This window comes from Pseudomonas sp. FR229a (assembly GCF_030209115.1).
GTDB classification, from domain to species: domain Bacteria; phylum Pseudomonadota; class Gammaproteobacteria; order Pseudomonadales; family Pseudomonadaceae; genus Aquipseudomonas; species Aquipseudomonas moraviensis_A.
In genome coordinates this window covers 42197-62945 of sequence record NZ_JARVSP010000003.1, presented here as the reverse complement: position 1 = coordinate 62945, position 20749 = coordinate 42197, and the positions used below count along the sequence as shown (strand labels likewise).

Here is a 20749-nt window from a genome sequence, read left to right as displayed (position 1 = left end):
ATTGTCATGTCCAGGTTTACTGCTGTTCCCTGCGCGGAATCCGCCCGCGCGCCTTTTACCCTGAACCGATCGCGGATGCGATTCGGGCACGCCAGCGCCGTCCTCTGCGGCGTATTGCTGACACCGCTGGCCCAGGCCGATGAGCATGCCGGCCACCCGCAAGAACTGAGTCCGACGGTGATTACTGCCATCGCCCCCAGCTCACCACTGACGATCGTCACCGATCCCAAGGACCCGCGCCAACCGGTGCCGGCCAGTGACGGCGGTGACTATCTGAAGAGCATTCCCGGCTTCGCTCTGGTGCGCAATGGCGGCACCAACGGCGATCCGGTGCTGCGCGGGATGTTCGGCTCGCGGCTGAACATCCTCACCAACGGCAGCATGATGCTCGGCGCCTGCCCGGGCCGAATGGATGCGCCGACTTCGTACATCTCCCCGGAAACCTACGACAAACTCACGGTGATCAAAGGCCCGCAAACTGTGCTCTGGGGCCCCGGCGCGTCGGCGGGCACGGTGCTGTTCGAGCGCGAGCCGGAGCGCTTCGGCGAACTCGGCACGCGGGTGAACGCCAGCGTGCTGGCCGGCTCCCACGGTCGTTTCGACAAGGTGATCGACGCCGCTGCCGGTGGTGCGTTGGGCTACATGCGGGTGATCGGCAACACCGCGCATTCCGACGATTACCGCGACGGCAACAACGACGTCGTCGCCTCGCGCTACGACAAATGGAACGGTGATATCGCGCTGGGCTGGACGCCGGATGCCGACACCCTGATCGAGCTCACCGCCGGCAAGGGCGATGGTGAGGCGCGGTATGCCGGGCGTGGCATGGACGGCTCGCAGTTCCTGCGCGAAAGCCTTGGCCTGCGCTTTGAAAAATCCGATATCACCGATGTGCTGGAAAAACTCGAGGCGCAGGTCTACTACAACTACGCCGACCATGTAATGGACAACTACACCCTGCGCACACCGTCCGGCACCGGGATGATGGCCGGCCCCATGGCGTCCAACGTCGACCGGCGCACCCTCGGCGCGCGGATCAAGGCGACCTGGCGTTGGGCGGATATTCAGCTGATCACCGGGCTGGATGCGCAGACCAATGAGCACCGCGAGCGCAGTGCGATGGGCGTCGATACCTACAAGGATCTGCCGTACAGCAAGGACGCAGACTTCCACAATTACGGCGTGTTCAGCGAAATGACCTGGTACGCCGCCGAGCGTGATCGCCTGATCAGTGGCGCGCGGGTCGATCGCGCTTCGGCCAGGGATTATCGCCAGACCACCGGGTCGGGGATGATGTCGCGGCCCAACCCGACCGCTGACGACACCCGCGCCGATACGCTGCCCAGCGGCTTCGTGCGCTATGAGCATGACTTGGCTGACAGCCCGACCACGCTTTACGCAGGCCTCGGCCACGCGCAACGCTTCCCGGACTACTGGGAACTGTTTTCGCCAGACGCCGGCCCGACGGGTACGGTCAATGCTTTCGACTCGATCAAACCGGAAAAAACCACCCAGCTGGATTTCGGCGTCAATTACAAAAGCGCCGACCTCGAAGCCTGGGCATCGGGCTATGTCGGCGTGGTCCGCGATTACATCCTTTTCGACTACACGCCGGGAATGATGGGTATGAGCACTTCGCGCGCCGAGAACATCGACGCGCGGATCATGGGCGGCGAACTCGGCGCCGCCTACAACCTCAGCGAACACTGGAAGGCCGACGCAACGCTGGCCTACGCCTGGGGCAAGAACAGCAGCGACGGCTCGGCGCTCCCGCAAATGCCACCGCTGGACGCGCGTTTCGGCCTGACCTACAGCGAAGACAACTGGAGTGCCGGGGCGCTGTGGCGGGTGGTCGCCGCGCAGCACCGCATCGACGCAAACAAGGGCAACGTAGTCGGCAAGGACTACGACCAGAGCTCGGGCTTCGGTGTGTTCTCGCTCAACGGCGCGTACCGCATCAACAAGCACTGGAAGGTCAGCAGCGGCGTCGACAACCTGTTCGGCAAGGCTTATGCCGAGCACTTGAACCTGGCCGGCAATGCCGGGTTCGGCTACCCGGCCAATGACCCGCAGGCAATTAATGAACCGGGGCGAACGCTCTGGACCAAAGTGGATATGAGTTTCTGACACGCCACGAGAAATTCCTGGTGTGAACACTGCCCTGTGGCGAGGGAGCTTGCTCCCGCTGGGGCGCGTAGCGGCCCTCTCTTGATTTGCAGAGCCAGAGCCTGCTTCGCAGGCCAGCGGGAGCAAGCTCCCTCGCCACGAACAGGCAGTCCAGACAAATAGCGAAAAGAACCAAGCCCAGCGGAGCACACGTGATGCAAAAGCCTCAACCCAATTTCTACAACCTGGCCTGGCGCTGGCATTTCTATGCCGGCCTGTTCGTCGCGCCCTTCATGGTGATGCTGGCCCTGACCGGGATCATCTATCTGTTCAAACCGCAGCTCGACGCGCTGATGTACAGCAGCCTGCTCGAAGTGCCGGCCGGTCACCACACGGTCCCGGCCGATGACTTGCTGCAACGGGTGAAAAACGCTTATCCGCAAGGCCAGGTCACCCAGTACCTGCCGCCGGTGAATGCCGAACGCAGCGCGCAATTCGTGGTGAAGAATGCCGGGCACGAACTCAACGTGTTTGTCGATCCGTATCACGGCGACATCCTCGGCGAGCAGGACGCCAAGCAGAATCTGCAAGCCATCGCCCGGGCGATCCATGGCGAATTGATGATCGGCACCGTCGGTGATCGGCTGATCGAAATGGCCGCTGGCTGGGGCGTGGTACTGGTGGTGTCGGGCCTGTTTCTGTGGTGGCCGCGTGGTCAGGCGGCGGGCATTCTGTGGCCGCGCCTGAGCAGCCGCGGTCGGGTGTTGTGGCGCGATCTGCATGCGGTCAGCGGTTTCTGGGGCGCGACGTTGCTGTTGGTGATGCTGCTCAGCGGCATGACCTGGACCGGTTTCTGGGGCAAGCAGTACGCGCAGGTGTGGAACGTGTTTCCCGCCGCGATGTGGAACAACGTGCCAACCTCCGACATCGAAGCGCGCAGCCTCAACAGCGCCACTCGCCAGACCGTGCCATGGGCGATGGAAAACACGCCGATGCCCATGTCCGGCGACCACGCCGAACACATGAACCACGGCAACGCCCACGCCGGCCCCGCGGCTCCCGCGATCAGTCTGCAGGAGGTGCAGAACATCGCCAGCGAGCGCAAGGTCGAACCCGGCTATAGCATCACCCTGCCAACCACCGCCACCGGCGTGTTCACCATCGCCGTATTCGCCGACGACCCGCGCAACGATGCCACCCTGCACGTCGATCAGTACACCGGCAAGGTCCTCGCCGATGTGCGCTTCGAACACTACGGCACGGTTGCTCGCGCGACCGAAATCGGCGTGATGCTCCACGAAGGCAAGATGTTCGGCACCTTCAATCAGATCGTCGTGCTGCTGATCTGCCTGATGATCCTGCTCAGCGCCGTCAGCGGTGTGGTGATCTGGTGGAAGCGTCGCCCCGAAGGCAAGTTCGGCGTACCGCCGCTGCGTCATGACCTGCCAAAGTGGAAAACCGGCGTGGCGATCATGCTGGTGCTGGCGGTGGTGTTTCCGCTGGTAGGCGCCTCGCTGGTGGTGGTGTGGTTGCTGGATCGTTTCCTGCTGCCGCGATTGAGCCAGCGCACCGCCGGCCAGCCCCAGTGATCTCGCGGCGCGGGCTCGATGGCCCGCGCCCGACATGGCGTTCGATTTACAGTTCATCTCTGATCCGCACGGTGCCTCGAGCCGAGGGCTGTTGGCGACGGGTGCGCCAACCGCTGCCCAGGCGCCCGGTATGGCGCCAGTACTGGCCTGCCACCAACACCTGAAGCTCGCCCAGTTGCATGAGCCGCGAGACAAATTGCCCAGGCGTCAGGGGGCTGATCCATTCCCCGTTTTCATAAACGATTGACCGGGTCAGCAACAGATCCTGTTCGGCGTCCGAGTACACAGGCGTGTATTTGAGCAACTCATGGCCGGGCGTCGAGTAGTAATAGGCACGGATATCGAAACCCTGGTTTTTCAGTTCATGGGTGTGTGCGTGCACCTGCGCGGGATCGGCGAAATTATTGCGAATCTGTTCGCTGTCGACGACCAACAGGGTGTTGCCCGACAGGCTGAATTGGTGGCTGGCCACCACGGCGTATCCGTCAGGGAAGCGTGGCACCGGCCGACGCCAGTCGGTCGCCGGGTCTGCGCTGGTACGGTAGAGCCGCAGACGCAGGTTTTCCTCATTGCCGAACCAGGCAATCGGCTCCAGCGGCACAAAGCGCTGCCGCGTCTTTTCCGCAAGAATCGCCCCCTCATAACCGGTCCGGCCGAGCGTTTCCCTGTCAGTCCGATGCTGGGCATAGCGAGCCGCATCGTCGGGATGCTGAAAAATCGGCCCCAGTGCCGGAACCGGATGGTGTTGCCAGCGAAGCATGCGCGACGTATCGGCAAGGCCCGGCTGCCAGCTTTCATCCACCCGCCCATGACGCGACCAGCAAGCACTGGTTTCAATCACATCAAGCTCACCGGCACGGGCCATGCGCTTGATGTAATCGACCATGCTGAACGTCCCCTTGGCGATGTCGCGCTCATCGTCTGCGGCCTGCTCCATCGAGACAAAGGCGTTGGGGCGCAACTGGATCTGCCCGAAGCCGTCGTAAAACGTGCCAGGCTCGAACGCGTGCAGTTGCAGCTTCAACAGTGCACCGTCGGCGCAGGAGAAGTAGATCGGCCGGTAGCCCTGCGGCGTAGAGGCCCGTCTACAGGCCTGCTGGACATCGCCGGGCGAAAGCAGCACATGCCGGATATCCCCGGACTGCGCGGCCAATGGCGGCAGAGCGGCACGCAAGTAGATGGAATCGAGCAGATAGCCTGAAGGCAGTCGCCCTTGCTCGAACACCCGGTCCAGCGCCAACGCCGAGCGTTGCGTCGTCAGCGGCAGACTGGCAAGAAACAGACCCTCGGCCGAGCGCAGAACGACACCAAAGGTCTGCGCATCCCGGCTCACCGCCAGCTCATGCACGTATCGGGCGGCTGCCTCCGCCTGAAGGAATAACGGGCTGCACACCGACTCAGTGACGGCTTTGCTGTAATCCGACCCGGCCTGCAGATCGGTCGAGAACGGCACCCAGCGCGATACTTGCCGAGGCAGGCCCCACAGGTCACTGCCGGTGACGACTTGCAAATAGCCTGTTCTGGCCAGCGAGTCGATCCAGGCAATCGGTTTCAATGCGCCGCTGTAGAGGCGCTGCTTGATGACCTCGCCGTTCAACGAGTCGGGCAGCGTATTGTTTGCGGTCAGCGCAATCGACAGATCGGCGCGCAAGCGCTCCCACAGTCCCGGCTGATAGCGAATCGTCGCTCCGTCCGGCGCGAACAGGTATTCATCGTGCACCGGCTTGCGCGTAAAAGCCGAATACAACGTCTCGACCGAGAGCATGTTCAGATAAATCCGTTTTTCCATGGACGAGAAGGCGACCGACAGTTCCCGTGCAACTCTGGAACGGTAACGCGCAACGATCCGACAGCCTTCCGGAAACAGTCCAGCGGAGCGGCTTTCATCGGCGATGATCTGCGTGCTGTCGAAATTTTCCCGGGTGACTTCCACTGGCGTCGTGGCGACGTACAGGCCGTCGAGCCTTTCCAGAATCAGCCCTCCCCAGATTTTTTCCGTGACGTCCGGCACAAGCGATCGGGCGTGAACTGCCGCATCATCGGCACTGCGAAAAACCGGGCCGAGGGCGCGCCGCTCAAGATTTGCAAAGGGCTGCCAGGTTTTCTTGACGATGCCCGGACGGTCCCAGCACAGGCTGGTTCGCAGCACGCTCAGTTGGCCACTCTCGGCCACGACATGGACCAGATCCGACGGTAGCAACCGTTGCGCAGCAAGATCGTCCTTGAGCGATTCGAGCGTCTGTTGCGAGCTCTCGTCATGGAACAACTTGCCGGAACTGCTGCGCACATATTTCAGCAGGGCATCGTCGCCTGTCGCGATGAACAGTGTCTTGTGCAGGCCAGAGGTGATGACCGGGCGCCGGGGCGACAAGTACATCGCCACGGCCAGGGTATCGGGTGAAACAAAAAAATGCCCAAGCCAGTCCGCAGGATCGCGCGAAGGATCCTCGACACGCCGGTGCGAATAAAAACCGGCATGCAGATCGAAGCCATCCGGGTATTCATGCCAGGGGGGCGTTGTTCGGGAGCCAAACACCGACGCCAGGCGAAACAGGTTGTCGCCGGAGTCATTCACGGGAATCAGTTCGGTGCCGATGTACTCTTCCCGATCGTTGTGCTTGAGGATAAAACCGAACCACGCTCGGTTTTCGCTGTGCAAGCGCCGGTCAGCAGCGCACTGACTCACGGCCACATCGTCCGCCGAAGCGAAAACCGCACCGAAGAGCACCCTCTCAGGGCGTTTCCATGGCATTACCGTAGCGGCGGGCAGAGGGGTTGCCGGCGACGGATACGGCGGCAAAGAAGGTTGCGGCAATGAAGGCGCCGGCAGCGTGGTCTGCGGCCTCTCGGGCTCGGCGGGGACAGCCGGGAAAGCCACCGGCAGGTAACCGTCGGGCTTGATCTGACCGCGATAGCCCCACAGTGGATGGTCGATCAGATTGACCAGTTGGCCCGCCTGCGCCTGTTCGCGGACAAAATCCTGCGGCCGCTTGCTGCCTCTTTCCAGCTCATTGGCCAACCAGCCCGGCTGCTGGCGAGTGCCGAGGCGTTGGGCCAGGTCGCTGGCCTGCGCGGTTGCCGAGGGCTCGAATCTGATCAGGCTATTGCCGGCACCGGAACAGTACACAATCGCGCGATCGAGCAAGGTCTGGCGCATTTCATCGACACTCAGCATCTGCTGACTCAGCACCGCTTCTTCCCATGTCCAGCGCAAATAGCGGACATGCACCGGATCAAGTTGCGACAGCGCCACGTGACAGACATAACGCGCATATAACCGGTGGTCGTCCGGAAATACCGGGCGACCCTGATTGTCCTGGGGAAAAAGTCGCCCCTGGCTCAGCCTGTCGATGTCCGCCGGCAACGGCTCGGTCACGACAAAGCGTTGATCGCTGCGCTGGAAAACATAACCGCCGTGCTGCCGATCGCGACGGCTGCCGAGCTGCTCATGGGCATGCAGGGCGGCATCGTCAGCGCGCCGGAAATCCCGACTCAACACCGGCCAGGGGAAGTTGGCGAACGGCTGCCACTGCAGACTCACCGCGCCCAGGTTCGCCCAGAGCGCACTGCCCCGCACTACCTCCAGCCTGCCGGCCAATACCAGCATCGAGACGAACTCACGCGGACTCAGCGTGCCGGCCAGCAACCTGGCCTGCACGCCGTTATCGCTGACCGTGGCGTCGGCGTTCACGACGCTCAATGCCGCCTCGATCGGCTGGTCGCTGAAGCAGTACCTCAACATCGAATGATCCTGCGCGCGCATGTACAGCGACAGCGCCCCCCCAACCTTTGCCAGGTGTTTACTGCGACCAAAGGCTTCGATGCCGATGGCGATTTCCTGCGGGGTGAAAAAGTTCTCGTATAGCCAAGGTTGCGCGGCTGGAAACTGCGCAGGGTCGGGGCGTGATGCGAAGTAAAAGCCCTCCAGCAGATAGCCCCGCGGCAGTTGCAATTGCCCTTGGGCATCCGCGGGAAAGATCTGCTCGGGATCCCACGCAGCGAGTCCGGCCGGGCGCGCATGGGTCGCGACATATTCTTCCCCGGTGATTTTTTTCAGCAGCAGCCCGGCGGTTTGCGCGCCGGTGGATTTCAATGCGGCGAGCACTGCGCGCTCGGCGTTGACACAGACCCGGGTCATCAGCGGTGGCTCGCTCGGGGTACCCGTGGAAAACCCCTGACCCGGTTGCCAGTCCAGCGGCACCACGCCCACTGAATGGCCCCAGTCGGCATTGGAAACGATGACCTTCAGTTCACCGACCGAGGCAAGTCGGATGATGGTATCGATGATGTTGATCGCCCATGATTTCTGCCCAGAGCGTGATTGCTCGCCATATAACCGATAACTGTCGAGCTCCGCTTGTGAACCACTGGGCGAATATTTCAGCAAGGTCCCATCGGGGCCGGAAATATAGGCACCGGGAAACTCGGCGCGCAGATCGATGGCCGTCTTGAAATCCTTGAGCGAGAAAAAGTTGACGAAGAGTCGCCGACGCCTTTCGTCCAGTTCCGGCCAGGCGGCACTGACAACCTCGTAGAGAGCCACATGGCTGTGAAGATGGGCAACGAACCGGTACCCCGAGGGCGCTTGCCAATATCCGGAGATACCCAGTTCGAGCACAGTGCTGAGATCGAAAGAAGTGGCATCCCCGGGCGTGGGTGCAGTGGCCACGAACCTGCCGTCCGGGCGCAGCAGAATCACGCTGCCATATTCCCGGTCCGGTTTACGCGGTAGACGTGTGTGGACCCAATAGGCCGCGTCCTCCTCAGACAGGAACGCCGGACTCAGCGGCGGCAGCCTGGATTTTCCATTGTGGGTGGCAGCAAGACCGGGCCGGCCTGGGACGTCATTCATGATAAAAATCCTGCGAAATGAAATCGGGATATCGATCGAATGAGTGTCGGCCGTCGGTTCGCCCGTGCTGTGGTACATGTTTATCGTTTCTGTATCTGCATTCGAGCGCCGCGCGCGCCCCAATCTGGCGCACCCCTGCGCACCACCGCCCGCAACCCGTCCCCTCGTGGTGCACGCCTTCAGCGCGCAAGCGCTCTAGCACGACATTTTCCTGCCTGATCCCGACCGGGCACAGCCCTTGCAAAACACCCTTCAGTCGTCCGCATCTGCCAATCAAAAAAAATCGAATGTTCATGGAGATCGCACAATGAAGCGTCGCAGTTTGATCAAGGCTTTCACACTCACGGCATCCATTGCCGCGATGGGCATGACCTGGACCGTCCAGGCCGCCGAGACCATCAAGGTCGGGATTCTGCATTCGTTGTCCGGGACCATGGCGATCTCCGAAACGTCGCTCAAGGACATGGCGCTGATGACCATCGACGAGATCAACGCCAAGGGCGGTGTGAACGGCAAGATGCTCGAGCCGGTGGTGGTCGACCCTGCTTCCAACTGGCCGCTGTTCGCCGAAAAAGGCCGGCAGTTGCTGACCCAGGACAAAGTCGCGGTGGTGTTCGGCTGCTGGACGTCGGTGTCGCGTAAATCGGTATTGCCGGTGTTCGAAGAGCTCAACGGTCTGCTGTTCTACCCGGTGCAATACGAAGGTGAAGAGATGTCGCCGAACGTGTTCTACACCGGCGCCGCGCCGAACCAGCAAGCAATCCCGGCAGTGGAATACCTGATGAGCGAAGAAGGCGGCAGCGCCAAGCGCTACTTCCTGCTCGGCACCGACTACGTCTATCCGCGCACCACCAACAAGATCCTGCGCTCGTTCCTGCACTCCAAAGGCGTGGCCGACAAGGACATCGAAGAGGTCTACACGCCGTTCGGTCACAGCGATTACCAGACCATCGTCGCCAACATCAAAAAATTCTCGGCCGGTGGCAAGACTGCCGTCATCTCCACCGTCAACGGCGACTCCAACGTGCCGTTCTATAAAGAGCTGGCCAACCAGGGCCTGAAGGCTACCGACGTGCCGGTGGTAGCGTTCTCGGTCGGTGAGGAAGAGCTGCGCGGCATCGACACCAAACCGCTGGTGGGCAACCTTGCGGCGTGGAACTACTTCGAATCCGTGGAAAATCCTGCGAACAAGAAATTCGTCGCGGACTGGAAAGCCTATGCGAAGAAACACAACCTGCCGGGCGCCGACAAAGCGGTGACCAACGACCCGATGGAAGCCACCTACGTCGGCATCCACATGTGGGCTCAAGCGGTCGAGAAAGCCAAGTCCACCGACGTCGACAAGGTTCGCGAAGCGCTGGCCGGGCAGACCTTCGCCGCGCCATCGGGCTACACCCTGACCATGGACAAGACCAACCACCACCTGCACAAACCGGTGATGATCGGCGAGATCCAGAGCGACGGTCAGTTCAACGTCGTGTGGCAGACCGAAGGCCCGATCCGCGCGCAACCGTGGAGCCCGTTCATTCAGGGCAACGACAAGAAGCCGGATTATGCGGTGAAGAGCAACTGAGGCGAATTCAGTTTTTGAGGCGAGCATGAGACTTCCCCCTCACCCCAGCCCTCTCCCTCAGGGAGAGGGGGAAAGGGAGCCGATCTTCATGCTCTTCAAACCCTGAGTTCGACTCGAATTCGCAGGCCGCAGCACATCGTCCAGACACCTCGGTCAGTCCCCTCTCCCTCCGGGAGAGGGTTAGGGTGAGGGGGCGGTTGAACAGGACACCACTAATGCCCACTGCCATACACCGCGTACTGCTCGCCATCGCACTGTTGCTGCCACTCCTGGCCCACGCCGGCGACGCCGAAGACTTTGTCGCGGCCAACCCGATGCAACAGGCCAGGCTCCTGGAAGCCTGGGCCGCGCAGCCCGATCCGGCACGTATCGAGTTGCTCAATGCCCTGCAACAAGGTGCGCTGACCATCGACGGCCAAAGCAAGACCCTGCGCCTGAACAATCGCCTGCGGGGTCTGATCGACACCGCCATGGCCAGCCATCAACTGCTCGCCGCTGACGGCAAAATCCGTCTGGCTGCCGCACAGCAATTGCAGAAAAGCGCGAAACCCGCGCAGCTGAAATTCCTCGACCAGCAACTGGCTGGCGAAAAAGATGAAAGTGTCCACGCCGCCCTGAGCCTGGCGCTGGCCAATCTGCAACTGGTCGATGCGGATCCGGCGGTGCGCCTCGCCGCTGTTCGCCTGCTCGGTGAAACCGGTGATCCGCTGGCGCGCACACGCCTTGAAGGCTTGCTCGAACCCGGCGTGGAAAGCGATGCCGGCGTACGTACCGCCGCCGAAACCAGCCTCGCTCAGGTCAAGCGCAAATTGCTGATCGGCGAAATGCTCGGCCAGGCGTTCAGCGGCATGTCGCTGGGCTCGATTCTGCTGCTCGCCGCCCTCGGTCTGGCCATCACCTTCGGCCTGCTCGGGGTGATCAACATGGCCCACGGCGAGATGCTCATGCTCGGCGCCTACTCGACCTACGTGGTGCAACTGATGTTCCAGCGTTACGCGCCGCAGGCCATCGAGTTCTATCCGCTGATTGCGCTGCCGGTGGCGTTCTTCGTCACCGCGGCCATCGGCATGGCGCTGGAGCGCACGGTCATCCGCCATCTCTACGGTCGGCCGCTGGAAACCCTGCTGGCTACCTGGGGCATCAGCCTGATGCTGATTCAACTGGTGCGTCTGGTATTCGGCGCACAGAACGTTGAAGTAGCGAACCCGGCATGGCTGTCCGGCGGCATTCAAGTGCTGCCCAATCTGGTGCTGCCGTACAACCGCATCGTCATCATTGCTTTCGCATTGTTCGTTGTAGTGCTGACCTGGCTGCTGCTGAACAAAACCCGGCTCGGCCTGAACGTCCGTGCCGTCACCCAGAACCGCAACATGGCCGCCTGCTGCGGGGTGCCGACCGGGCGCGTCGACATGCTCGCCTTCGGCCTCGGATCGGGCATTGCCGGCCTCGGCGGCGTGGCGCTGAGCCAGATCGGCAACGTCGGCCCGGATCTGGGCCAGAGCTACATCATCGACTCGTTCCTGGTGGTGGTGCTCGGCGGCGTCGGTCAGTTGGCCGGTAGCGTGCTCGCTGCGTTTGGCTTAGGCATCGCCAACAAGATTCTCGAACCGCAGATCGGTGCGGTGCTCGGCAAGATCCTCATCCTCGCGCTGATCATTCTGTTCATCCAGAAACGTCCGCAAGGTCTCTTCGCACTGAAAGGACGGGTGATCGACTGATGAACCAGCCTCTGTTAGTCACGGCTACACAAAAGGCCGGGCCGAAAGCCACGCTCGCGGTCGGTGGTGTGATCCTTGCGCTGCTGATCGTGCTGCCGCTGCTGTCATTGCTCGCGCCGGACAATGCCCTGCACGTCTCGGCCTACACGCTGACCCTGGTCGGCAAAATTCTCTGCTACGCCATCGTCGCCCTCGCGCTGGACCTGGTCTGGGGTTACGCCGGCCTGCTGTCGCTGGGCCACGGTCTGTTCTTCGCCCTCGGCGGTTATGCGATGGGCATGTACCTGATGCGTCAGGCCGCTGGCGATGGCTTGCCGGCGTTCATGACCTTTCTGTCGTGGAGCGAATTGCCGTGGTACTGGAGCGGCACCAGCAGCTTCCTCTGGGCCATGTGCCTGGTGGTGCTGGCCCCGGGCTTGCTGGCGCTGGTGTTCGGTTTCTTCGCCTTCCGCTCGCGGATCAAAGGCGTGTATTTCTCGATCATGACCCAGGCCCTGACATTCGCCGGCATGCTCCTGTTTTTCCGCAACGAGACCGGGTTCGGCGGCAACAACGGGTTCACCAACTTCCGCACGATTCTCGGTTTCGGCATCACCGAGCCGGGCACCCGCGCGGTGCTGTTTCTCGCTACGGTGTTGTTGCTGGTGGCGAGTCTGTTCATTGGCTGGCGCCTGGCACAGAGCAAGTTCGGACGGGTATTGACCGCCCTGCGCGATGCGGAAAACCGCCTGATGTTCTGCGGCTACGACCCGCGCGGTTTCAAGTTGTTTGTCTGGGTGCTCAGTGCGGTGTTGTGCGGTCTGGCCGGTGCGCTGTATGTGCCGCAAGTAGGCATCATCAATCCGAGCGAAATGTCACCGACCAACTCGATCGAAGCGGCGGTCTGGGTTGCTCTCGGCGGGCGCGGCACCTTGATCGGCCCGCTGCTCGGCGCCGGCGTGGTCAATGGCATGAAGAGCTGGTTCACCGTGGCCTTCCCGGAGTACTGGCTGTTCTTTCTCGGCGCGCTGTTCATCGTCGTGACGTTGTACCTGCCCAAAGGCGTGATCGGTCTGCTGAAGAAACGAGGTGAACAATGAGAGTCACAGCGAGTGCGGAATTCATGCTGGAACCTGCGTTCTTTCCCGTGGAACCGAACAAGGACGAAGGCACCAGTCGCGACTCGATCGGCCTCGGCCAGCGCGTCGGCCCCGGCCTCGATACGCGCCATGGCACGATCCTGACCCTGGAAGACATCAGCGTCAGCTTCGACGGCTTCCGTGCGCTGAACAATCTCAACCTGTATATCGGCGTCGGTGAACTGCGCTGCATCATCGGCCCCAATGGCGCCGGCAAGACCACGCTGATGGACGTGATTACCGGCAAGACCCGCCCCAGCCACGGCAAGGCCTGGTTCGGTGAAACGCTGGATCTGACGCAGATGAGCGAAGTGCAGATCGCCCAGTCCGGCATCGGCCGCAAGTTTCAGAAACCGACGGTGTTCGAGGCCTTGAGCGTGTTTGAAAACCTTGAGTTGGCGCAGAAGACCGACAAGTCGGTGTGGGCCAGTTTGCGTGCGCGTTTGAGCGGCGAGCAGAAGGACCGCATCAGCGAAGTGCTGGAGACGATTCGCCTGACCACCTCGGTCAATCGCCAGGCCGGGCTGTTGTCCCACGGGCAGAAGCAGTTCCTCGAGATTGGCATGTTGCTGATGCAGGACCCGCAACTGCTCCTGCTCGACGAACCCGTGGCGGGCATGACCGACGCCGAAACCGAGTTCACTGCTGAATTGTTCAAGTCGCTGGCGGGCAAGCACTCGTTGATGGTGGTCGAGCACGACATGGGTTTTGTCGGCTCGATTGCCGACCACGTCACGGTGCTGCACCAAGGCAGCGTGCTGGCGGAAGGCTCGCTTGAGCAAGTGCAGGAAAACGAGCGGGTGATCGAGGTTTACCTCGGCCGCTAAGGTTTGCGAATACAAAACCTGTGGGAGCGAGCCTGCTCGCGAAAGCGGTGCATCAGGCGATGAAGATGTTGAATGTCAGTCTGCATTCGCGAGCAGGCTCGCTCCCACAGGGTTCTGTGTGCAACAGAAGGAATTCGAACATGCTGCAAGTCGACAAGCTGCATCAGTACTATGGCGGTAGCCACATCCTGCGTGGCCTGAGCTTTGACGTGAAGGTTGGCGAAGTCACCTGCCTGCTCGGGCGTAACGGCGTCGGCAAGACCACCCTGCTCAAATGCCTGATGGGCCTGCTGCCGGCCAAGGAAGGCGCGGTGAACTGGGAAGGCAAACCGATCACCACGTTCAAGCCGCATCAGCGCGTGCATGCCGGTATCGCCTACGTACCGCAGGGCCGTGAGATCTTCGGGCGCCTGACGGTAGAAGAAAATCTGTTGATGGGTCTGTCGCGCTTTCCCGGCAGCGAGGCCAAAGAAGTCCCAGGTTTCATCTACGAACTGTTCCCGGTGCTGCTACAAATGAAGCAGCGGCGTGGCGGCGATCTGTCCGGCGGTCAGCAACAACAATTGGCGATCGGCCGAGCGCTGGCCAGCCGTCCGCGACTGCTGATTCTCGATGAGCCCACGGAAGGCATACAGCCGTCGGTGATCAAGGAAATCGGCGCGGTGATCAAACAGCTCGCGGCGCGCGGTGACATGGCGATTCTGCTGGTCGAGCAGTTCTACGACTTTGCCGCAGAACTGGCCGATCAATACCTGGTGATGTCCCGGGGCGAGATCGTTCAGCAGGGTCGCGGTGAGAATATGGAGGCCGAGGGTGTACGCGGGCTGGTCACAATCTAATGCGGCGGTCTAATCTGTAGCTTCCTAACGATAATCACAACACCATGAATTCAATTGTTGCACCTGCCCTGTTTACCCCCAGCTGGCACGCCGAGCTGGAACTGGCCTACGCGCGCTTCGGCGACTGCACGCGCCCGGTCATGCGCCGCCACCTCGGCCCACTGCGGGTGCAAAAGCATCTGTACGCGGAAGGCCCCGAAGTCTGCCAGCACATCATCGTCCATCCGCCGGGCGGGATCGCTGGCGGCGATCGGCTGGATATCAGCGCCCGCGTCGAACCCGACGCCTGGGCACAGATCACCAGCCCCGGCGCTGCCAAATGGTATCGCGCGGGTGGGCCGGCGTATCAGCAGCTCGACTTGCAAGTTGCTGCCGGCGCGACCCTGGAATGGCTGCCGCAGGAAACCATCGTCTACAGCGCCGCGCAGGCCGAGTTGAGCACGACGATCGAACTCGAAGGCGATGCGCGACTGTTCTACTGGGACGTGGTGGCGCTGGGTCGTCCGGCCAGCGGCGAGCGTTTCGACCTCGGGCATTTTCAGGCGCACCTGGATATACGCCGTGACGGGCGGTTGCTCTGGCACGAACGGCAGCGCATTGTCGGTAACGATGGTTTGCTCGACTCGCCAATCGGGCTGGATGGGCAACCGGTGTTCGCGACGATGCTGGTGACCGGTGAAATCGATGCTGAATTGCTTGAGCGCTGCCGCTCGCTGGGGCATGAGGTACGCGGGGATTTGACTCAGTTGCCGGGGTTGCTGGTGGCACGGTGTCTGGCCGGTGAAGCGTTGCTAGCCCGCGCCTGGCTGATTGATTTGTGGCGACTGCTAAGGCCTGTGCTGCTGGGGCGCGAGGCTATGCCCCCCCGAATCTGGAACACCTGAAATGCATTGCCCTGTAGGAGCTGACGAGTGAAACGAGGCTGCGATCTTTTGATCTTGATCTTTAACAGCAAGATCAAAAGATCGCAGCCTTCGGCAGCTCCTACAGATCGCGATCGACCTGATCATTCTTAACTGCCGATATTGGATTCCAACAATGGACCTGACCCCACGCGAAAAAGACAAGCTGCTGATCTTCACCGCCGGCCTCGTCGCCGAACGGCGGCTGGCCCGTGGCGTGAAACTCAACTACCCGGAAGCCATGGCCTACATCTCCGCCGCGCTGCTCGAAGGGGCCCGCGATGGCCAGACCGTGGCCGAGCTGATGCACTACGGCACCACCCTGCTCAGCCGCGAACAAGTGATGGAAGGCATCGCGGAAATGATCCCGGAAATCCAGGTCGAGGCGACGTTCCCTGACGGCACCAAACTGGTCACCGTTCACCAGCCGATCGTCTGAGGCCGCGCCATGACTTATGCGATTCGCGATGCAACCCGGGCCGATCTGCCGGCGATCCGCGACATCTATAACGACGCCGTGCTCAACACCACTGCGATCTGGAACGAACAAGCTGTCGACCTCGGCAACCGCGAGGCCTGGTTCGACGCCCGTCAGCTGCAGGCGTACCCGATTCTGGTGATCGTCGACAGCCAGAACGCAGTGCTGGGTTACGCCTCGTTCGGCGACTGGCGGCCGTTCGACGGTTTCCGTCACACCGTCGAGCATTCGGTGTACGTGCGCAGCGATCAGCGCGGCAACGGCCTCGGCCCGCAACTGATGAACGCGTTGATCGAACGCGCCCGCACCTGCGACAAACACGTCATGGTTGCCGCCATCGAAAGCGGCAACGCCGCCTCGATCCGTCTGCACGAACGCGCCGGTTTCACCATCACCGGGCAGATGCCGCAAGTCGGCATCAAGTTCGGCCGCTGGCTCGACCTGACCTTCATGCAGTTGACCCTCAACCCCGGCGCACCGCCGCCGAATGTTCACAAGGAGTGATGTCGATGAACGCCGCCCAGTTGCGCCGCGTCAACGCTGAGAGTTTTGCCCACTATCGCCAGGGCCTGATTGATCTGCTGCTCGACGCCGTCGGTTACGGCGCCAGCGTCGGCTTCATGGCCGACCTCGATGCCGCGCAGGCGCGCGCCTATTTCGACGAGGTGCAGGACAACGTCAACAAGGGCAGCACGCTGCTGTGGGTGGTGGTCAAGGACGAGCAGATGCTGGCCAGTGTGCAATTGGGCCTGTGCCAGAAAGCCAACGGTCTGAACCGCGCCGAAGTGCAGAAACTGCTGGTGCGCGAACACGCCCGGCGCCGCGGTCTCGGTCAGCAACTGATGCAGGCGCTGGAACTCGAAGCGCCCAAGCACAAGCGCGGCATGCTCTATCTCGACACCGAGGCCGGCTCGCCGGCTGAAGATTTCTACAAGGCGCTGGGCTACGTTCGCGCCGGCGAAATCCCTGATTACGCCTGCGACCCGAACGGCACCTATCGCCCGACCGCGCTCTATTACAAAGTCCTGCAAGGAGCCCAGCGATGATTCCTGGCCAATACCAGATCCAGCCCGGCGACATCGAACTCAACGTCGGCCGTCGCACCGTCAGCCTGAAAGTCGCCAACAGCGGCGACCGGCCGATCCAGGTCGGCTCGCACTATCACTTTTTTGAAACCAACGACGCGCTGACCTTTGATCGCGCAGCCAGTCGCGGCATGCGCCTGAACATTCCCGCCGGCACCGCCGTGCGCTTCGAGCCGGGGCAGAGCCGTGAGATCGAACTGGTCGATTACGCCGGGCATCGCCGGGTGTTCGGCTTTGCCGGACGCATCATGGGTGATCTCTGACATCGGCGTGCACCGCCGCCCCTCACCCCAGCCCTCTCCCGAGGGAGAGGGAGCCGATCACCGATAGCCGCACGACCGCGATCAATCCCCTCTCCCTCTGGGAGAGGGCTAGGGTGAGGGTCCATGGCTCACCACCATTTTCCTGAAGGACGCAGCATGAAGATTTCCCGTCAAGCCTACGCCGACATGTTCGGCCCCACCGTCGGCGACAAGGTGCGCCTGGCCGATACCGAGCTGTGGATCGAAGTCGAGAAGGACTTCACCACCTACGGCGAGGAAGTGAAATTCGGTGGTGGCAAAGTCATCCGCGACGGCCAGGGCCAGAGCCAGTTGCTCGCCGCCGAAGTGGTCGACACACTGATCACCAATGCGCTGATCATCGACCACTGGGGCATCGTCAAGGCCGATGTCGGCCTCAAGGACGGGCGCATTGCCGCGATCGGCAAGGCCGGCAACCCCGACGTACAGCCCGACGTGACCATCGCCATCGGCGCCGGCACCGAAGTGATTGCCGGCGAAGGCATGATCCTCACCGCTGGCGGCATCGACACGCATATCCACTTCATCTGCCCGCAGCAGATCGAAGAAGCACTGATGAGCGGTGTCACTACCATGATCGGCGGCGGCACGGGACCTGCCACCGGCACCAACGCCACCACCTGCACCTCCGGTCCGTGGCATCTGGCGCGCATGCTCCAGGCCGCCGATGCCTTCCCGATGAACATCGGTCTGACCGGCAAGGGCAACGCCAGCCTGCCGGAGCCGTTGATCGAACAGGTCAGGGCCGGCGCCATCGGCCTCAAGCTGCACGAGGACTGGGGCACCACCCCGGCGAGCATCGACAACTGCCTCAACGTCGCCGATCAGTACGATGTGCAGGTGGCGATCCACACCGATACCCTCAACGAATCCGGTTTCGTCGAAACCACCCTCGGTGCGTTCAAGGGCCGCACGATCCACACCTATCACACCGAAGGTGCCGGTGGCGGCCACGCGCCGGACATCATCAAGGCCTGCGGTTTCTCCAACGTGCTGCCGAGCTCGACCAACCCGACCCGGCCATTCACCCGCAACACCATCGACGAACACCTCGACATGCTGATGGTCTGCCACCACCTCGATCCAAGCATCGCCGAAGACGTCGCCTTCGCCGAGAGCCGTATCCGCCGAGAGACGATTGCCGCCGAAGACATCCTTCACGACCTCGGTGCGTTTTCGATGATCAGCTCCGACAGTCAGGCCATGGGCCGCGTCGGCGAAGTCATCACGCGAACCTGGCAGACGGCCGACAAGATGAAAAAACAGCGCGGCCCGCTGCCGCAGGATGGCGAAGGCAACGACAACTTCCGCGCCAAACGCTACATCGCCAAATACACGATCAACCCGGCAATCACCCACGGCATCAGCCATGAAGTCGGTTCGATCGAAGTCGGCAAATGGGCAGACCTGGTGCTGTGGCGCCCGGCATTCTTCGGCGTGAAGCCGACGCTCATCCTCAAGGGTGGCGCGATCGCCGCCAGCCTGATGGGCGATGCCAACGCCTCGATTCCGACGCCGCAACCGGTGCACTACCGGCCGATGTTCGCCAGCTACGGTGGCTCACTGCACGCCACCAGCCTGACCTTTATCAGTCAGGCAGCGCAGGAGGCCGGACTGCCGCAAGCCTTGGGACTGAAGAAGAAAATCGCGGTGGTCAAAGGCTGCCGCGACGTGCAGAAAACCGACCTGATCCACAACGACTATCTGCCGGACATCGATGTCGATCCTCAGACCTATCAGGTCAAGGCAGACGGCGTATTACTGTGGTGCGAGCCGGCGGAAACACTGCCGATGGCGCAGCGTTACTTTCTGTTCTGATAACTGCCGGGGGCTGAATACGGACGGGCACATCCGTATTCAGCCGTGCACGGCAAACGCTCAGGGAAACGCCCACGACATCTGTTGCTCGCTGTAGTTGTAATCCAGACGCAGCTCGGTGCCCGCGGGGATGTCCTGGGTGGCAAATACGGCGTTGAGGATAAAATCCCTGGTGACCAACTGTTTGCCGATCCATTGCTGCGCCTCGACATCGAACGGCACCAGCTCGACGTTGTACCCCTCCGTTGCCTGACGCACAGGCTTGCCCGTCGCGTCATATTCAAAGGTGGAGTTGATGCGGGACATGATGGTGTCACCCAGGATCGCGAGCGGATCAGGGATAAACTCTCCGGCGCCATACTTCAAACGTACCCCGGCAAGCATGGTGAAGGTCTGCTCGTGGGGCTGGACGAAACGTGCTGGCGTGATGGCCCCGCCGTAGACACCCAGCGCCTCGCCTTTGGCAATGCGCCGGTTGGCGACCACCATGGACTGACCGATCAAGGCCCGCTCACCGGGGGCTTGCATATCGGCTTCGGTAAACACGCGCCATTGCAGCTTCTCCTCATACAGCCGCGCGACATCCTCGTACCCTTCAAACCTGATGTAAGGTTTGATCTGCTCGGAGGTGTAGAGATCGCCGTTTTCGAAGCGCACTTTCGTTTGCAGTTTTTTGATGCGGATCGGCCGGCCAGCGGTGTCTCGCAGCGGATACTTGCCGTTGTTGGCGCGGTTGTAGGTACCCAATTGATTGGCCAGGAATGAATAACGCGTTTCACTGCGCATCGTGTTCAGTTCTTCCGCCGTGTAAGGCTGGATCGGCATCGATTCGGAGGCCAGATAAAACGTCTCGCCAGCGCCTTCGTGATCAGTGGGCAGCTCTTCGAGAGCCGACTCGAATTCATCGTCACTCTGCCGGCTTACCCTGCGGTTTTTCCGCGGCAGGAGTACGGAACCGTCCGCGGGCGCGGTGAAATCCTGCAGCGGATACCAGTGATTGTGCAGCGGGTCGAACGCGAGAGTGGGACCGGAGGCTCGCGCCTCGCTGGGTAATGTGGCCCGGTACAGACCGGTTTCGGCATCGACGCCAAGCAGGACGGTACCGCCATTCTGCAGGTCGGCGTATTGACGTCCCTTGAACACACGAAACCCCTGAGCATCGGCGCCTGGCAAGGCAACCGTCGAGGGAATCAGATAATGCTGCAGAGAAACGGCTTCAGCGGTCGCGGCCATCGAAGCGCTGGACGATGATGGGTGAACCTGGATGTTCGGCGTTGCGGCTGCGGTCTCGATCTGCCGCGTGCCGTCGCCGGTTCCTTGCGTATCGCGCGGGGTCTGGTGAATGCCCGGATCGGGGGTAATGCGCAGCGTTTCAAGACCCTGCGCAGTTGCATCGACAGGCGGGCGCGCAGGCGTGTTCACATCGGCTGTGGCCGTTTTGGGCGGTTTGGGTTTGACTGGCATGGGCAGGCTTCCTTGCAAAGTTTGCGTAGCGCTGGCCCGCGTGGCTGGCGCTACGACAGTCGGCATCCATTGCCGACC

General features: G+C 61.9%; 15 protein-coding genes. 13 read left to right on the top strand and 2 right to left on the bottom strand.

Annotation, left to right across the window (positions count from 1 at the left end):
* Positions 1-6: 6 nt before the first annotated feature.
* Positions 7-2127, top strand: a complete 2121-nt coding sequence (locus QRN33_RS03030) for a TonB-dependent copper receptor (RefSeq protein WP_285406869.1) — start codon at positions 7-9, stop codon at positions 2125-2127.
* A 194-nt stretch (positions 2128-2321) separates the two neighbouring features.
* The gene (locus tag QRN33_RS03025) at positions 2322-3695 is read left to right on the top strand and encodes a PepSY-associated TM helix domain-containing protein (protein WP_064363018.1); all 1374 of its coding nucleotides are present in this window, start codon (positions 2322-2324) and stop codon (positions 3693-3695) included.
* Between the two features lie 46 nt (positions 3696-3741).
* On the opposite strand, the gene QRN33_RS03020 is transcribed toward QRN33_RS03025, so the two are convergent.
* On the bottom strand, positions 3742-8547 hold the full coding sequence (locus tag QRN33_RS03020) for a DUF4329 domain-containing protein (protein ID WP_285406865.1): 4806 nt from the start codon (positions 8545-8547) through the stop codon (positions 3742-3744).
* A 307-nt stretch (positions 8548-8854) separates the two neighbouring features.
* On the opposite strand from QRN33_RS03020, the gene urtA reads away from it, so the two are divergent.
* From urtA to ureC, 11 genes are all read left to right on the top strand, one after another.
* Entirely contained in the window at positions 8855-10120 is a 1266-nt protein-coding gene (gene urtA / locus QRN33_RS03015) for an urea ABC transporter substrate-binding protein (protein WP_042608927.1), read from the top strand.
* Between the two features lie 215 nt (positions 10121-10335).
* Positions 10336-11838, top strand: a complete 1503-nt coding sequence (urtB, locus tag QRN33_RS03010; RefSeq protein ID WP_285406861.1) for an urea ABC transporter permease subunit UrtB — start codon at positions 10336-10338, stop codon at positions 11836-11838.
* Positions 11838-12917 carry an urea ABC transporter permease subunit UrtC gene (urtC, locus tag QRN33_RS03005; RefSeq protein ID WP_042608929.1) on the top strand — a complete coding sequence of 360 codons (1080 nt, stop codon included), beginning with the start codon at positions 11838-11840 and terminating at the stop codon, positions 12915-12917. Before urtB ends, urtC begins: the two co-directional genes overlap by 1 nt.
* Positions 12914-13783 carry an urea ABC transporter ATP-binding protein UrtD gene (gene urtD / locus QRN33_RS03000; RefSeq protein ID WP_016771888.1) on the top strand — a complete coding sequence of 290 codons (870 nt, stop codon included), beginning with the start codon at positions 12914-12916 and terminating at the stop codon, positions 13781-13783. Before urtC ends, urtD begins: the two co-directional genes overlap by 4 nt.
* Before the next feature lie 140 nt (positions 13784-13923).
* Positions 13924-14622 (top strand): urea ABC transporter ATP-binding subunit UrtE, encoded by a 699-nt coding sequence (urtE, locus tag QRN33_RS02995; protein ID WP_016771889.1) that lies wholly within the window; start codon positions 13924-13926, stop codon positions 14620-14622.
* 44 nt (positions 14623-14666) lie between these two features.
* Positions 14667-15506 carry an urease accessory protein UreD gene (locus QRN33_RS02990; protein ID WP_285406854.1) on the top strand — a complete coding sequence of 280 codons (840 nt, stop codon included), beginning with the start codon at positions 14667-14669 and terminating at the stop codon, positions 15504-15506.
* 154 nt (positions 15507-15660) lie between these two features.
* On the top strand, positions 15661-15963 hold the full coding sequence (gene ureA / locus QRN33_RS02985) for an urease subunit gamma (RefSeq protein ID WP_042608931.1): 303 nt from the start codon (positions 15661-15663) through the stop codon (positions 15961-15963).
* 9 nt (positions 15964-15972) lie between these two features.
* Positions 15973-16506 carry a GNAT family N-acetyltransferase gene (locus QRN33_RS02980; protein ID WP_285406849.1) on the top strand — a complete coding sequence of 178 codons (534 nt, stop codon included), beginning with the start codon at positions 15973-15975 and terminating at the stop codon, positions 16504-16506.
* Between the two features lie 5 nt (positions 16507-16511).
* The gene (locus QRN33_RS02975) at positions 16512-17048 is read left to right on the top strand and encodes a GNAT family N-acetyltransferase (RefSeq protein WP_285406846.1); all 537 of its coding nucleotides are present in this window, start codon (positions 16512-16514) and stop codon (positions 17046-17048) included.
* Complete coding sequence (locus QRN33_RS02970) at positions 17045-17350, top strand: urease subunit beta (protein ID WP_285406843.1); 306 nt, start codon at positions 17045-17047, stop codon at positions 17348-17350. Before QRN33_RS02975 ends, QRN33_RS02970 begins: the two co-directional genes overlap by 4 nt.
* A 156-nt stretch (positions 17351-17506) precedes the next feature.
* Positions 17507-19207 carry an urease subunit alpha gene (gene ureC, locus QRN33_RS02965; RefSeq protein WP_285406840.1) on the top strand — a complete coding sequence of 567 codons (1701 nt, stop codon included), beginning with the start codon at positions 17507-17509 and terminating at the stop codon, positions 19205-19207.
* Positions 19208-19267: 60 nt separating this feature from the next.
* On the opposite strand, the gene QRN33_RS02960 is transcribed toward ureC, so the two are convergent.
* A complete protein-coding gene (locus QRN33_RS02960) occupies positions 19268-20671 on the bottom strand; it encodes a hypothetical protein (RefSeq protein WP_285406837.1) in 1404 nt (467 codons plus the stop codon).
* Between the last annotated feature and the right edge of the window lie 78 nt (positions 20672-20749).

Bases quoted from the DNA above. Each gene is read 5' to 3' on its own strand.
- QRN33_RS03030 (WP_285406869.1), top strand. From the start codon at position 7: ATGTCCAGGTTTACTGCTGTTCCCTGCGCGGAATCCGCCCGCGCGCCT.
- QRN33_RS03025 (WP_064363018.1), top strand. From the start codon at position 2,322: ATGCAAAAGCCTCAACCCAATTTCTACAACCTGGCCTGGCGCTGGCAT.
- QRN33_RS03020 (WP_285406865.1), bottom strand. From the start codon at position 8,547: ATGAATGACGTCCCAGGCCGGCCCGGTCTTGCTGCCACCCACAATGGA.
- urtA (WP_042608927.1), top strand. From the start codon at position 8,855: ATGAAGCGTCGCAGTTTGATCAAGGCTTTCACACTCACGGCATCCATT.
- urtB (WP_285406861.1), top strand. From the start codon at position 10,336: ATGCCCACTGCCATACACCGCGTACTGCTCGCCATCGCACTGTTGCTG.
- urtC (WP_042608929.1), top strand. From the start codon at position 11,838: ATGAACCAGCCTCTGTTAGTCACGGCTACACAAAAGGCCGGGCCGAAA.
- urtD (WP_016771888.1), top strand. From the start codon at position 12,914: ATGAGAGTCACAGCGAGTGCGGAATTCATGCTGGAACCTGCGTTCTTT.
- urtE (WP_016771889.1), top strand. From the start codon at position 13,924: ATGCTGCAAGTCGACAAGCTGCATCAGTACTATGGCGGTAGCCACATC.
- QRN33_RS02990 (WP_285406854.1), top strand. From the start codon at position 14,667: ATGAATTCAATTGTTGCACCTGCCCTGTTTACCCCCAGCTGGCACGCC.
- ureA (WP_042608931.1), top strand. From the start codon at position 15,661: ATGGACCTGACCCCACGCGAAAAAGACAAGCTGCTGATCTTCACCGCC.
- QRN33_RS02980 (WP_285406849.1), top strand. From the start codon at position 15,973: ATGACTTATGCGATTCGCGATGCAACCCGGGCCGATCTGCCGGCGATC.
- QRN33_RS02975 (WP_285406846.1), top strand. From the start codon at position 16,512: ATGAACGCCGCCCAGTTGCGCCGCGTCAACGCTGAGAGTTTTGCCCAC.
- QRN33_RS02970 (WP_285406843.1), top strand. From the start codon at position 17,045: ATGATTCCTGGCCAATACCAGATCCAGCCCGGCGACATCGAACTCAAC.
- ureC (WP_285406840.1), top strand. From the start codon at position 17,507: ATGAAGATTTCCCGTCAAGCCTACGCCGACATGTTCGGCCCCACCGTC.
- QRN33_RS02960 (WP_285406837.1), bottom strand. From the start codon at position 20,671: ATGCCAGTCAAACCCAAACCGCCCAAAACGGCCACAGCCGATGTGAAC.